This is a genomic window from Anaerobacterium chartisolvens, assembly GCF_003337415.1.
GTDB classification, from domain to species: domain Bacteria; phylum Bacillota; class Clostridia; order Acetivibrionales; family DSM-27016; genus Anaerobacterium; species Anaerobacterium chartisolvens.
In genome coordinates this window covers 294,851-309,276 of the sequence record NZ_QPJT01000002.1, presented here as the reverse complement: position 1 = coordinate 309,276, position 14,426 = coordinate 294,851, and the positions used below count along the sequence as shown (strand labels likewise).

Here is a 14,426-nt window from a genome sequence, read left to right as displayed (position 1 = left end):
TGTTTTAAATCTTTTTCTAACCATCTTCGGAATAACTAAATGCTACCCAGTTCCAGTTACTCTGTCAATGGTTGCATTTACTTTGACCGCCCACCTTTTTTCTAGGCCTTTTTTTACTATGATCTGATTATGCTTTTTAGCGACTTAATGTCATTTATATATGTATCCTTAAGCGCTCTATTATATATGATGCTTGCAGGATGATACAGAGGGTATATTTCATACTCCCCGCCCATTATCTGAGTTTTAAGTATTCTGCCGTGAACAGCTCCTATGCTTATGCTGTAATCGCCTGTTACTGATCTTAACGGCACATTACCCAGCGTTACAATAAGCTTAGGATTAATAATTTTCAATTCCTCCAGCAGATAGCTTCTGTTATCCTCTATTTCCGGCCTTGCGGCGGGTCTGTTGACCAATCTACCAGTGTCCTTGCTTATAGCCGCCAATCTATATTTAATAGCATTTGTTATATATATCGAATCCCTGCCCACACCCAATATATCAAGAAACTCGCTTAAGTTCTTCCCTGCCATGCCGACAAACGGCTTTGATAACCGCACCTCATCCTTTCCCGGCGCTTCACCTATCAGTACCAGCTCTGCGTCCGTCCGTCCGTCTCCAAGTACAATCTCCTGTCCCTGAAAATTTAGCTTGTACCTCTCGTATAAGCTTTTAAGTAAATTTTCATTTGTCATCAATCAGCACACCTGCCCGTTATTTGAATTAATATATTCATCGAGTTTTTGCTTTATTTTTTTAAAGTCTTCCCACATAGGTATTTTTTTAGACTCATCCCTTAAAAGGGCCGCAGGGTGAAATGTAGGCATGAGCCAGTATCCCTTTTTTTCTATCCACTGTCCCCTTATTTTAGTTATTTTTGCTTCCCTGTCTACAATATATTTAACAGCAGTTGCCCCCAGACAAACAATTATCCCAGGCTTTATAAGAGATACCTGATTTCTTAAGAAAGGAAGGCACTTTTCCGCCTCATCATCTATAGGCACTCTGTTTGCCGGAGGTCTGCATTTTACAATATTTGCTATATAGTAGCTGTCCTTGCTTATCATCATGGCATCAAGCAACAAATCAAGCAGCTTGCCCGCAGGACCTACAAAAGGCTCACCCCTAAGATCCTCCTGCTCGCCGGGACCCTCTCCTATAAACATAAGAGGAGCATTTATATTCCCCCTCCCTATAACTACATTTGTTCTGGTATTTGCAAGTCCGCATTTTTTACATGCCATGCATTGGCAGGTAAGCTCTGTCCAATTATACATAAATTTTTATCCCCAAAATTGATTTGATTCAAAGGTCATACTCCTCTAACCGACGGATCCCATATCAGCTTATGCAATTGAAGCTGAAATCTTACATCAAGCCTGTCCTTTAATATCCAGTCAACTATTATCTGGTATGAAACCGTTCCGTAAACGGGAGAAAAGGTTATTGAACCCTTGCTGTGATAACTGTCTATAATGCTTTTAGCCCATTCATAATCCTGTCTGCTTCCTATTACAAACTTGATTTCATCGTTTTCACGCAGGCAGTCGAAATTTTCCATAAGCATATCATTGTCATGTCCCGAGGACGGAGCTTTCATGTCCATTACAAAGGAATGCCCTTCTATCATAGTAATTTTATTAATTCTTACAGAGCCGTTTGTTTCAATTGTAACGGCGTACCCTTTCAGAAGGCCAAGGAGCTCGTCCAGCCCGTCCTGAAGAAGAGGCTCTCCTCCCGTCAGGCATACTCTTTTATAGCCGTATTTTTGTATTATATTGAATATCTCCGGGCATGTCATCTCTTCTCCCTCATAATATGCATATACAGTATCACAATAGCGGCACCTGAGATTACATCCCGCAAACCTTACAAACACTGTAGGAAACCCTGATGACAGACCTTCTCCCTGTATGCTTAAAAAAATCTCGTTTACTTTCATAGTGTGTCTTCCCTATTAATGGTTATATAACTGGTGGGAGTCTCCCACAGAACAATTTTCTCAAGGCAGCAGCCCTCCTTGGCTATCTCGGGCAAAAGCTCATCCCATATCCAGAGACCTAAATTTTCACATGTAGGGTTGAATTCAAACAAATCATTTAAATATTTGTGATCCACATATGAAAGCACGTTCTTTTCAACAATGTCATTTAGATCATGAAAGTCAATGACAAGCCCGTTTTCCGCTACAGGGCCTTTAACTGTAACCTCAAGCTTATAAGTATGCCCGTGAATATTTTTGCATTTGCCGCTATAATTATTAAGATGATGAGCACTGTCAAAGGTGAATGTTTTTGTAATATTTAATGTTCTGCCTTTCATAAGCTATCCATTCCCCCCACTTTAATTTTTAGTTTATGATATTCTGCCTATACAGTATACCAGTATTAATATAATTTATCAATTTATTAGATGATGTAATTTGTTGTATAACCTATGCTATAATAGTGTCAAATGACCTTTGGAGGTGTTAAATAATTATGGATAAAATTAAGTGGGGTATTCTGGGCTATGCACGAATCGCAAAGGGCTCCGTTATACCTGCAATACTAAAGACTCCCAATTCAGAGCTGTATGCCATAGCGTCAGCCAATGAAAAAAGGCTTGAGGAAGCGCGCTCGGAATTTCAATGCTCTAAATACTATTCAAGCTACACAGCCCTTTTGGATGACCCTGAGGTACAGGCTGTTTATATCCCTCTTCCCAACAGCCTCCACAAGGAGTGGACAATTAAGGCCGCCAGAAAAGGAAAGCACGTGCTGTGTGAAAAATCTATGGGGTTAAATGCCGGGGAATGCATTGAAATGGCTGATGAGTGTAAAAAGCACGGTGTTAAGCTTATGGAGGCTTTTATGTACAGGTATTCAACCAGAACACAGAAGGTTAAGGAATTGCTAGGCAGCGGAGTGATAGGAGAGGTACGGCATATTAGTTCTACCTTTGGAATCCCTTTGCAGGATGACAAGGATGTTAGATTCGATCCCAGGCTCGGCGGAGGAGCTTTGTATGATGTCGGATGCTATCCTGTGAACTTTGCAGGAATGGTTACAGGGGACGCTCCTATATCAGTGTCATCCCAGTATGTCAGCCGGCATGGAGTAGACGTAATGCTTTCGGCAGTGCTTAAATATGAAAGCGGAATTATATGCAGCATAAGCTGCTGGTTCGGAGCATTCTTAAATGCTCATTCGGAAATAACGGGAACCAAGGGTATCTTAAAGATTCCAAACACTTTTGACGACAGGCCAGAGCCAATAACGGCAATTACCTCGCAGGGCTCGGAGAAGATTGAAATAGAGATAAAGGACAGGTACGCATTACAAATCGAGGATTTTGCCGATGCTGTTATAAACGACAGATCTCCCTTATTCAGTGTAGATGAGACTATCAGAAATATAAGGATTATCGAACAGCTTTTAAAAAGGTAATGGGCACGCCCATTACCTTTTTAAAGCTCTTTCCAGCCCATATGCACAGCAGCCTATGGCGCCGTTAAGCTGGGCCTCCCGGGGTACCTCAACCTGCTTAAATGACGTTTCGGTTTTGATATAATGAAGAAGGGCGCTGTTGTTTGCCACTCCTCCCGTCACGACAAGGCTTTCGCCCTGAAATCTTTCTATCATGGGCTTAACTCTTTTAAACAAGGAATAATTGACTCCCGCCGCAAGATGCTCAAGCGCAATTCCTTCCGATATCCTTCCAATCAGCTCGGACTCACCAAAAACAGCGCAGGTGGAGCTAAGCTCAGCCGGGTTGTCATAATATTTTGCTATCTCCTCTATTTTTATGCCCAGCACACCAGCCATGTTTTCAAGATAACGCCCGCATGAGGCGGCACATTTATCGTTTAACAGCATGTCGGCCATTTTTCCGTCTCTTACTAAAACAGCCTTGCTGTCCTGACCCCCGATATCTAAAAGAGTAAAATTCTTAAGTCCCGTCTGCAGCAGCGCACCATATGTATGGGCTTTAAGCTCAAGCATTATATCGGCATTGCAAACATTTATATTGTTGCGTCCATAACCGGTGCTTACAATCCTGTCGGCACTTCCCACCTCCAAAAGCTCAAAATCAACCTCCAGCTTTCCGTCCACACTTGTGCAATAATTTTTATAAAATTTAAAAGTATCAATTACTCTTTTGCAAACCAGCATATCATTCTCAAAAATCGCTATTTTTACAGATCTGCTTCCCAGATCTATACCCAATACCCTCATTTGCAGACCCACCCCGTTTTTATTTTATAATATTACGCCGGTTAAGGCGAGATCATGTCTATAAACGCTTCTATTCTCAGCCTTGTTCTTGCATCCAGCGGCCCCGGCCTGTCACATTCAAAGGTCAGTATTGGGACTTCCGGCAGCTGCCTTCTGATGACAATATCCTCTATTCCTCTAAAGCAAAAAGCCTGAGTGCAGTGTATTATACCGTCTATTTTTCGCAGCTCAATTTGTTTTTTTATATCTTCCAGCCTGTTATTAAGACTATAGGGATAAGTAAATTGCCTGTAAACCTCAACAATATCTTCATTTCCGATACCGTGAGCCATAGTAAATTGTCTCTGTACTTCATTAAAAATCACTCTGGCATTTAAGCCCTCAATAAAATCATACAAATCACTATTTATAGGAGGTACTCCTATATACCCCAGCCTTATATAATTATCTCCCGACTCGCGCTCCTCTATTTCTCTTATCTTCTCAGACAGCTCACTGTCAAATGCTTTGCAGCATCCGTTAAAATCACTGCTGGAAACCTGCCAGATATGGTTTTCCATTCCTGTAGCCTTGTTGTGCTTCCAGGTTAATTCATCAATATAGGCAAGCTTTTTTCTTATAACATCAAGTTCTTTTTTTACTTCCTTACACCTTTCGATACTTACGTTAAAAATGTCACACAGTTTGATTATTTCGCACTTTAGCTGGTGATAATCCCTTGAATTCGGATAAGAAAAAGGAATGCTCTTTATCCCATTCAACTCCAGAACCTCTATCAAAGCCCTTGTATTGGAACAGTCCCCTTCAACCACTCCTATTACTGTAGCAATATCGCTTTTATCCAGAATAGCAGAATATATTCCCTTTATCCATGCACAGGTACTGCGCGGGAAGCCTGCATTTTCAGCTTTTTCTATATATCCTCCGGGATTTGCTGCCGTTATAAATACATTGTTAAGATCCACGGGAATAAGGTCCGCCGCAAAAATTACCTCTACCGGGATACTTGTAGTAAAACCTATTTTATTCAATTTAACACCCCTAATTTAAATACCTTCTTAATAAAGATCATCACAGTTGACTATAATACTATCATAAACAGCTTTTTATTTGAAGAAGTTCTTATCAATCATTTCTAAGGTTTTCTCTTTATCATATATATAATACCATATATTATTAGTATATCTGGATTCTCCGGGAAGCGAAAAGGTATTTATATTGTCAAAGTCGAATTGTGCCAGTTGATCATAGTAATAATAAACATCTCCTATTTCAATATTGGTTTTCATACAGTCCTTAAGAATAAGAAATATCTCTCCTGCCTTTGGCAAATATCTCAATTTCATTTTCTGGCCGATAAAAGCCTTTATGAATTCCTGCTGAGCCTTAGACCTGTCCAGATCTCCGAATTTATAGCCTTCTGTCTTATCATTTCCCTTTCTGTATCTTATAAACTGCTCGGATTTTTCACCATCTAACACCTGCTTTCCCTTATTCAGATGAATGTGCAAATCCTGCTCATCATCGTCATAGTTCATGTTGAATGGCACATTGATTTCTACTCCTCCAAGAGTGTCTACGATTTTTTTAAACCCGTCAAAATCCAGCGTTATATAGTAATCTATTTTTAGCCCCGTCAGCTCCTCTACTTTTTCAATTATTCCCGCTTCACCCATCTTGCCTATCAATGAGTTTATTTTTGTGTTTCGGGAGTTGAACCTTACCTTTGTGTCTCTGGCAATGGACAGCATATTTAATTGTCCGCTTTCGGGATTGAAATTCAAAAGCTCAATAGCATCTGTTCTTGTTCCCTCTTTGTCAAGTCCAAGAACTATTAAATTTACCGGTCTTTTTTCAAGGGGCTTCTTTTCTTCCTGCTCCGGTTCGTCTATGCTTTGCCCAATTTGCCTGCTCTGCCCGATTTGCTCCTGCTTATAGCTATTGTTTCCGCCATTTTTCCCCGGCATATAATTCAAAATCACAATGCCTTCAAGGAACAACACTATTGCTATAGAGCTGCAGCTCATTAAAAAAAATCTGCGTAACACCATAATTCACCAACACTGCATTGATTACATATTATAAAGGCAGTTTTGAGAATCAGAGCTGCCTTTACTCCCTTTAGTATGCATACATATATTTTTTTAATACACTTAAAAAGCCCGGGGCATTAAGCCGCTTTCTTTTGTTTATTTTTTGAACCATAGCTATTCCTGATGCAGAATGCAGAGTTCTGTGATATTATGTAATTGATAATTCAAACAGTTGACAAAGCTAAACTTTAGAGATAGAAATCGGAAGGAATGGAGTTTATGGGGAAGAAGAATATCGAAATTACTATTCGTAGCTCCGCCGCTGAGTATCTGACTTTTATCGCAAGTACAGGCGATGATCAAGATAGTGTTGAAATGCGGTACGAGGACGAAAACATTTGGCTGACACAAAAAATGATGGCTACTTTATATGACGTGGAAACACACACAATTAACTATCATATCAAAAGGATTTTTGCAGACTCGGAATTAGAGGAGAGTTCAGTTATTCGAAATTTTCGAATAACTGCCGCTGATAGGAAAAGCTACGATACCAAGCATTATGCCTTGCAAATGATTATTGCCGTTGGATTTAAGGTCAACTCCGAAAGAGCCGTGCAATTTCGCAAATGGGTTAATCAAATCGCCAAGGACTATACGATTAAAGGCTGGGTTATGGATGACGAGAGAATAAAAAGAGGTTCCTACTTGACAGATAAATATTTTGAGGAACAGCTTGAGAGGATACGGGAAATCCGTGCCAGTGAGCGAAAGTTCTATCAAAAAGTAACCGACTTATTCGCAACAGCCATTGATTATGATAAAAACGCAAAATCAACAAAGCGGTTTTATGCAACTGTACAGAATAAAATGCACTACGCTGTTCATGGTCACACTGCGGGAGAGCTTATTGTCGGCAGAGCAAATAGTGAGAAAAAGCATATGGGGCTTACCACTTGGCAGGATGCCCCCGATGGCAAAATTAAAATAACTGATGTGACAATTGCAAAAAACTATCTGTCTGAATTTGAATTGGGGCAATTAAACCGTATGGTAAGCTCGTACTTGGATTTTGCAGAGAATATGACGCGACGCAAAATTCCTTTAACAATGCAGGATTGGGAGACACGCCTTAATTCCTTTATTGAAATGTTTGAATACGGTTTGCTGAAAGATGCGGGAAAAGTGTCTGCAGAAATTGCAAAATTACACGCTGAAAGTGAATTTGAAAAATACCGCATTGTTCAAGACAAACTCTTTCAGTCCGACTACGATAGGTACATCCACGAGCTTGAACAGTCACAGCAACAAGCAAAAGACAAATCCGAATAAGGATGCAATCACACGTATATAGAGAGGCATTATCCCTTGCGGAATAACGCCTCTCTTGCTTTTCCGTATCCGTTTGGAGGTATGGTTTAACAAGTTTCCCTATTAAATCGTGTCTTTAGGCCCGGCTTGCTAATTTTAAAAAAATCTACAGCTTTAGTTTTTTTCTGAATCTTTCAACAGCCTCTTCGGTGCTTTCCCTGTTTCCGAACGCCGTTAATCTGAAATAGCCCTTTCCGCTGGGCCCAAATCCAGAACCCGGTGTGCCTACGATGTTTGCTTCATTAAGAAGCTTGTCAAAGAAGTCCCACGAATCCATATCATTGGGGGTTTTAAGCCATATGTACGGAGCATTTACTCCTCCAAATACTTTTAAGCCTACGCTCTCCAGCCCCTCCTTTATGATTTTGGCATTTGACATGTAGTATTGAACCAATTCCTTTATCTGCTTCTGCCCTTCCTCTGTATAAACCGCCTCGGCACCCCTTTGTATTATATACGGCACACCATTGAACTTAGTGGTTTGCCTCCTGTTCCACAGCTTGTTGAGAGGAATTGCCTCACCCTTCTCAGTGTATGCTTCAACCTCCTTGGGCACAATGGTATATGCACATCTTGTACCGGTAAATCCGGCCGTTTTCGAAAAGCTTCTGAATTCAATTGCGACCTCTCTGGCTCCTTCTATTTCATATATGCTGTGAGGGACATCCTTTTCCTGAATATATGCCTCATACGCCGAGTCAAAAAGTATAATTGATTTGTTTGCTCTTGCATAGTCAACCCACTTTTTTAAATCGTCCTTTGATAAAGTCATTCCCGTCGGGTTGTTTGGAAAGCAAAGATAAATGAGATCCGGTCTGGTTTGCGGAAGCTGGGGGATAAAATTGTTTTCTGAAGTACAGGGCATATAAGCAATCCTGCTCCATTTCCCATCTGCTCCGATTTCTCCCGCTCTTCCCGCCATAGCATTACTGTCTACGTACACAGGGTAAACGGGATCTGTCACAGCCACAATGTTGTCTATACCGAAAATTTCCTGAATGTTTCCGCAATCGCTCTTTGCTCCGTCGCTTACAAAAACCTCATCCATACCCAAATGTATTCCTCTTGCAGCATAATCATTTTTTATAATTTTCTCTATAAGAAAATCATAGCCCTGCTCGGGCCCGTATCCCCTGAAGGTTTTCTCGTCCGCCATTTCATCCACTGCTTTATGCATTGCCTGTATTATTGCATCGGGAAGAGGCCGTGTAACATCTCCTATTCCAAGTCTTATGACATTTGCGTCAGGGTTTTCCCCCTTAAATTTAGCCACTCTTTTTGCTATCTCGGCAAACAAATAGCTTCCGTGAAGTTTCAAATAATTCTCGTTAATTAATGCCATTTCTTTCTCCTCTCTTAGAATAAAAATATTTATAAGTCCTTTTCTATAAATCTATCCTTCCCTCAAAAACCTTAACTGCAGGTCCTGTCATGTATACATGGTTATCCTTTTCGCTCCATTCTATTATTAAATCCCCTCCAAGCAGCTTAACAGTTGCCTTCCTGCCGCTTACACCGTTCAAAACCGAGGCAACCAGCACCGCACAGGCTCCCGTACCACATGCCAATGTTTCTCCCGCCCCCCTCTCCCATACCCTCATTTTAAGGGTCTCGCTGTCTATGACTTGCACAAACTCAGCGTTTATCTTTCTGGGATAAAGGCTGTGGACTTCCATTTTAGGCCCCACTACCTCCAGAGGAAATTTTGAAACATCCTCTACATAGGCTACAGCGTGAGGATTTCCCATTGAAACGCATGTCACATCGTATTGCTGTCCGTTAACAATTACAGGCTGAGATATAAAGGTATCCTTTTCACTGTTTACAGGAATATCGGAAGGACGAAGCACAGGCTCTCCCATGTCCACCCTTACAAGCACAACCTCGCCGTCCTCTATATCCAGCAAAAGAACCTTTATTCCGGCAAGCGTTTCGACGATAATCTCAGCTTTGTCTGTTAGCCTGTTGTCATAAACATACTTCCCTACACATCTTATGGCATTCCCGCACATTTCAGCCTCGGAACCGTCTGAGTTAAACATTCTCATTCTAAAGTCAGCTTTATCGGAGGCCATTATAAGAACAAGTCCGTCGGAGCCTATCCCAAAATGCCTGTCGCTTAAAATGCGCGCGCATTCGGAGGGGCTTTCCACTGTCTCTTCAAAGCAATTTACATATATATAGTCATTACCCAAGCCATGCATTTTTGTAAAATTCATTATGCAACCTCCCGTATTGAATCCTGCATTTTATGGTATATTTTATATTATAGCATATTTTTCTTTTGTGACAATGACAAGTGCAGAATCAAGTTTCCTTTAAACAAAAAAATCCGCCGGTTCCCCGGACGGACGGTTTTTTTTGTTTTTATGCAATTTTATCCTGCCTGTATTTCTCATCGGACGTCTCCGCTTCTTCCCGGCTTTCCTTACAGCCTTCAAAGCTCTTTATATACTCGATAACAAGTGCGTTAAACTCCTCTCGTTTCTGAAATATTATGACATGTCCGCAATCCTTAATTACCCTGAAATCTGAATTCTTATATTTCTTTGATAGCAGCACCGCGTCGTTATAAAAGCAAATATCTTTTTCCCCTGCCACTATGAGGGCCGGCAGGCAGGATGGCGTGAGATGATCATAGCAGTTGTCGCTCATCGCCATTTTCCACCATTTAAAAAATTCTTCGTCATCCATTCGCATGGTTTCCCTTATGAAAATTTTTCTGGATTTTTCCTGAATTTTTCCCGGGAGCATTAAATTCCCCATTATTTTAAGATAGGCATTTTTAGAAAACACCTTTAAAAATACTTTATCAAAGAAGCCGTTTATAATTTTTATCAAAAAGGAATTCTTCGTTGCCGGGCTGACATATACTACCGATATTATCCTTTCGGGAAACATTTCACAAAAATACTGCTGTATTATAGCTCCCAAGGACAGTGCAAGCATGTGAGCCTTTTCAATGCCAAGCTTGTCCATTAGCATTCTTATGTGATTTGCAGCAATCTGCCCGCTATATCTTTCCGCAGAAGAGCCTGTGCTTTCTCCGTGTCCTACCATGTCCAAACTTAAAACTCTGAAATGGCTATTGAAGTCCTCAAGCTGATATTTCCAGCACCGTATTGAACCGGCAAGCCCATGTATAAGCACCAGCCAATCCCCTGTTTCGTTCCCCGATATTTCGTAATTCATTTCAAAGTCACATATTTTTGCTTTCATGGATAACCTCCTCCCGGATAAAAAAAGCTCATTTTAATTATATGTCACGTGCTTTTCAAGCGGTAAATCCGGCTGCACAATTGTAATGCAAAAACTGTAAGCATGAGTTGAATTTTGTAGTTATTTTTTGGGTCTGTCACAAGCACATCTGAAGCTACTGTATGGAAAATTATAGCATGTTTAAACTTATTTGTCAATAAAATTTGTGTTTTTGCAGCTTGACTTTAATTAAAGTATATTTTTAGACACATGCTTAAATTGTGTTGCAATAATTATATTAAAATATATTAATTTATAAATTGACAAAACTAAATAAAATTTGTAAAATTATCACTAATAGGTGTGAATTTACAGGAAGATTCTTTAAATTGAGAGTGTATTAAAATAAATGCCGGACTTTTTAAAAAAGCTGCGGCAATAATACATTTTTAGACAGGTTGGGAGGATGGCTATGAAAGAAAACAGCTTGGCAGAATTATTTAACAAGAACCTGACGCGATATCAAAAGCAAATTAATGTGTTTGTATTGCAGGTATGTGTCGGAGGGGGAATAATGGGAACGGCAATGCTTGCACTGTTGAAGGCAACAAATGTACTGGCAAACGCAACATGGCTGAATATCCGCAATTTTGCGTTATTCTCCGTTGCAGGCACACTGGTGCCAGTCATTTCTTATCTTATTTTTGCTAAGGGCAAGCATAGAAAGGTGTACGTAAGCATATTCAAGTACATACTTATAACCTGCTCTTACTTTAATTATTATTCTCTTGCAATCAATATTCCCTATCGCGAAATATGGGCAACAATATTTTTTGCATTCTTTATCAGCACCTTTTATCTCGACCTAAACTCAGTTCTTTATTCAATAGCCCTTTCAATCGCAACCTGTACATTGCTGTTTTTCACCAATCCTTATTTTATGCCCGAGGCAAATGCCTCCTCGGAGCTTGTTTTGAGAGGCATAGCACTTTCCTTTGGCGCTGCGTCCGCTCTAATTACAGCATTATTATCAAAAAAGCTTCTCATGGGCTCCTCATCTAACGAGCTCAATGTAAATAAATCACTGGCAACACTTCAGGCCGTTTTTGACAAGGCTTCACAAATTTCTAAGTCTCTTTCGTTTTCTGGTGAGCAAATTGCCTCTCTGGCAACACAGCAAAACGCCTCCTGTGAGGTTATGTCAAAAAACTCTCTTGAGGTTTCGGATGGAGCAGTTCAGACTGCAAGCAGTGTTAAGGAAAGCTCTGAGCTGCTTAATGCTCTTGTAGACGGTATAGAAGACGTAATGAACAAGGCCGACTATTCCATAAAAATCTCTAATGAGCTCATGGAGGATGCAAATGAGGGCAAGCTTCTGGTTGTGAGTGCCGCTGAAAAAATGATGAATATAAAAGAAAGTGTTACCGCCACCTCCAAAAGTACAAAAGAGCTTGACTCAAAGGCAAAGGAAATTAACGGCATCGTGGATTTTATAAAGCAAATAGCAGATCAAACAAATCTTTTGTCGCTCAATGCCTCAATAGAAGCCGCGCGTTCGGGCAAAAACGGAAGAGAGTTTGCGGTTGTGGCTGATGAAATCAGAAAGCTGGCGGAGCAAAGCCATGAATCGCTGAAAACCATAAACTCTACATTAAATGAAATTCTTCATCACAGCAAGAGAGTAGACGCTCTGATGGGCACCAGCGTTTCAATAGTAGAGGACGGCGTTTTGACAGTTAATAGATCCAGCGAGTATTATCAGAAAATTATAAATAAATTCTCACTTGCTATTGATTCACTCTCTGAGATCAGCCAGCTTTCAAAGGATGAATTGGATGAATCAAGAAAGGTCAAGGTCTTTATTGAGAAAGTAGATTCTATCGCCTCAAACACCTCGCAGAATTTGGAGTGGATGGCTGCATCAACTCAGGAAAACCTCGCGGCAAGCGAGGAGCTTGAGAAAGCTGCACAGACTATAAGCGAAATGTCTAAGGAGCTTGATATGATAATAACCTCAAATACCCCTGATGCGTAATAAATATGTTTTTTATCGTCCTTGCCTTGCATCTGCATCTGTATTATAATAAATCCCATGAGGCTTTAATAATTGTGATGTATACAGGCAAAAACCATATTAAGGAGTGTTTGTCATGGGAAAAGTAGATATATTGAAAAAGGAGTATAAGGGCTGGAGTAACTGCATAGAAATTTCAAATGGCATTATAGACTTGATAGCAACTTCCGATGTCGGCCCAAGGCTTATCAGATTTGGTTTTGTTGGCAGGGATAATGAATTTTGCGAAGTATCCGAGCAGATTGGAACCACAGGGGACAGCAAATGGAATATATACGGAGGTCATAGGCTGTGGCACAGTCCCGAAGAAGATCCCCGCTCTTATCAGCCTGATAACTCACAAGTTGAGTGGTCGGAAAAGGAAAACGGCATAGTTCTTAATCAACCCGTTGAACCGTGGACACAAATCAAAAAGGATATTGAAGTAACCATGTCGCCCGATGAAGCTAAGGTAACTGTTTTACATAGACTTACCAATAAGGGGGCCTGGCCTGTCGAGCTGTCTGTATGGGCTCTCTCTGTAATGGCTCCCGGCGGGAAGCAGGTAATACCGCAAAACACCACCGAGACTGGCCTCCTCCCAAATAGGATGCTTTCTTTGTGGCCCTACACCAAGCTTAATGATCACAGAGTTTTCTGGGGAGAGAAGTTTATAACCCTTAAGCAGGATAAAGATACCAAGGAAGCCTTTAAGATAGGCCTTCCCAACGAGAACGGATGGGCTGCATATGCAAACCACGGTCATCTGTTTGTTAAGCAGTACAAGCATATCCCCGGTGTACTGTACCCCGATTTTTCAGCTTCCTCCTATGAAACATACACCTGCGATTACATGATGGAAATGGAATCTTTGAGTCCGCTGACTACCCTTCAGCCGGGTATGTCGGTTGAGCATACCGAGGTTTGGGCTCTATATGACAATGTTGATGTACCCTCTACCGAAAAGGAGATCGAAGAAATAATCGTACCCTTAATAAAAAAATAATAAAAATTTGAATATATCAAGGACAGGATTTTTTTGCCTGTCCTTAATATATTGGCTGTTTTTTTTTGGAGGAAATATGTTTACATCAGATCCAAAGCGTTATCCGCATCTAAAAGCTGTCTTCTTTAAGGTTTTTAAAAGCATTGAGGTTAAGGAGCTTTTAAGATACCTCAGCGCCGGCATGTCGGCTTTTTTGGGAGAGTATGCTGTCTTTAGGGTATTATTTGACTTAGCGGGATTACAAAAATTTTTGGCTAATTCTGCTGCTATGTTTCTAGGCTTCTGGATAAGCTTTTTGCTAAACAGGTTCTGGTCCTTTAAGTCCACGAAGAAATTCTTAAAGCAACTTCTTCTGTACAGCGTGCTGTTTTGTATTAATTTAGTACTGTCAAACCTTCTTATGCTTATTATGTCGGATAGGCTTCAAATGTCCCCGTCTTTGTCCAAAATCATAATTATGGTTATGATTGCGGCATGGAATTTCGTAATATTTAAAAAAGTAGTATACAAATAAAAAGCCCTCGATCATTAGATCGAAAGCCTTT

General features: G+C 40.5%; 15 protein-coding genes. 5 read left to right on the top strand and 10 right to left on the bottom strand.

The genetic code is table 11. The annotated features are described in order from the left end of the window. Positions 1-116: 116 nt before the first annotated feature. Genes DFR58_RS02995 through queD form a run of 4 tightly spaced genes read right to left on the bottom strand, consistent with a single transcriptional unit; the run spans position 117 to position 2,325 of the window. Entirely contained in the window at positions 117-698 is a 582-nt protein-coding gene (locus DFR58_RS02995) for a uracil-DNA glycosylase (protein ID WP_114296338.1), read from the bottom strand. 3 nt (positions 699-701) lie between these two features. Next, on the bottom strand, positions 702-1,280 hold the full coding sequence (locus tag DFR58_RS02990) for a uracil-DNA glycosylase (protein WP_114296316.1): 579 nt from the start codon (positions 1,278-1,280) through the stop codon (positions 702-704). 35 nt (positions 1,281-1,315) lie between these two features. Next, positions 1,316-1,945: a 7-carboxy-7-deazaguanine synthase QueE gene (locus DFR58_RS02985; RefSeq protein WP_114296315.1), complete on the bottom strand. Its 630-nt coding sequence runs from the start codon at positions 1,943-1,945 to the stop codon at positions 1,316-1,318. After that, positions 1,942-2,325, bottom strand: coding sequence for a 6-carboxytetrahydropterin synthase QueD (gene queD / locus DFR58_RS02980; RefSeq protein ID WP_114296314.1), 384 nt, complete (start codon positions 2,323-2,325; stop codon positions 1,942-1,944). The genes DFR58_RS02985 and queD overlap by 4 nt, the downstream gene beginning before the upstream one ends. A 158-nt stretch (positions 2,326-2,483) precedes the next feature. Here queD and DFR58_RS02975 point away from each other — a divergent pair, with 158 nt between their 5' ends. Then, complete coding sequence (locus DFR58_RS02975; RefSeq protein ID WP_207659100.1) at positions 2,484-3,431, top strand: Gfo/Idh/MocA family protein; 948 nt, start codon at positions 2,484-2,486, stop codon at positions 3,429-3,431. Positions 3,432-3,443: 12 nt separating this feature from the next. Here DFR58_RS02975 and DFR58_RS02970 read toward each other — a convergent pair whose 3' ends face one another. The 3 genes from DFR58_RS02970 to DFR58_RS02960 all read right to left on the bottom strand — a co-directional run bounded on the left by DFR58_RS02970 (position 3,444) and on the right by DFR58_RS02960 (position 6,247). Beyond that, complete coding sequence (locus DFR58_RS02970; RefSeq protein ID WP_114296312.1) at positions 3,444-4,220, bottom strand: acyl-CoA dehydratase activase; 777 nt, start codon at positions 4,218-4,220, stop codon at positions 3,444-3,446. 41 nt (positions 4,221-4,261) lie between these two features. Next, positions 4,262-5,251: a 2-hydroxyacyl-CoA dehydratase family protein gene (locus DFR58_RS02965; RefSeq protein ID WP_114296311.1), complete on the bottom strand. Its 990-nt coding sequence runs from the start codon at positions 5,249-5,251 to the stop codon at positions 4,262-4,264. 75 nt (positions 5,252-5,326) lie between these two features. Further along, positions 5,327-6,247: an LCP family protein gene (locus tag DFR58_RS02960; RefSeq protein ID WP_242987365.1), complete on the bottom strand. Its 921-nt coding sequence runs from the start codon at positions 6,245-6,247 to the stop codon at positions 5,327-5,329. A gap of 285 nt (positions 6,248-6,532) precedes the next feature. Between DFR58_RS02960 and DFR58_RS02955 the strand changes: the two genes are divergently transcribed. Further along, the gene (locus DFR58_RS02955; protein WP_114296309.1) at positions 6,533-7,585 is read left to right on the top strand and encodes a virulence RhuM family protein; all 1,053 of its coding nucleotides are present in this window, start codon (positions 6,533-6,535) and stop codon (positions 7,583-7,585) included. Between the two features lie 145 nt (positions 7,586-7,730). On the opposite strand, the gene DFR58_RS02950 is transcribed toward DFR58_RS02955, so the two are convergent. From DFR58_RS02950 to DFR58_RS02940, 3 genes are all read right to left on the bottom strand, one after another. Beyond that, on the bottom strand, positions 7,731-8,966 hold the full coding sequence (locus DFR58_RS02950) for an LL-diaminopimelate aminotransferase (protein ID WP_114296308.1): 1,236 nt from the start codon (positions 8,964-8,966) through the stop codon (positions 7,731-7,733). A gap of 43 nt (positions 8,967-9,009) precedes the next feature. Next, positions 9,010-9,843 (bottom strand): diaminopimelate epimerase, encoded by an 834-nt coding sequence (dapF, locus tag DFR58_RS02945; RefSeq protein ID WP_114296307.1) that lies wholly within the window; start codon positions 9,841-9,843, stop codon positions 9,010-9,012. A gap of 148 nt (positions 9,844-9,991) precedes the next feature. Further along, on the bottom strand, positions 9,992-10,843 hold the full coding sequence (locus DFR58_RS02940; RefSeq protein ID WP_114296306.1) for an alpha/beta fold hydrolase: 852 nt from the start codon (positions 10,841-10,843) through the stop codon (positions 9,992-9,994). A 451-nt stretch (positions 10,844-11,294) separates the two neighbouring features. Between DFR58_RS02940 and DFR58_RS02935 the strand changes: the two genes are divergently transcribed. The 3 genes from DFR58_RS02935 (at position 11,295) to DFR58_RS02925 (ending at position 14,395) form a co-directional block, all read left to right on the top strand. Next, a complete protein-coding gene (locus DFR58_RS02935) occupies positions 11,295-12,857 on the top strand; it encodes a methyl-accepting chemotaxis protein (protein ID WP_170138004.1) in 1,563 nt (520 codons plus the stop codon). Positions 12,858-12,972: 115 nt separating this feature from the next. Next, on the top strand, positions 12,973-13,881 hold the full coding sequence (locus DFR58_RS02930; protein WP_114296304.1) for a DUF4380 domain-containing protein: 909 nt from the start codon (positions 12,973-12,975) through the stop codon (positions 13,879-13,881). Between the two features lie 76 nt (positions 13,882-13,957). Beyond that, complete coding sequence (locus tag DFR58_RS02925; RefSeq protein WP_114296303.1) at positions 13,958-14,395, top strand: GtrA family protein; 438 nt, start codon at positions 13,958-13,960, stop codon at positions 14,393-14,395. Positions 14,396-14,426 lie beyond the last annotated feature (31 nt).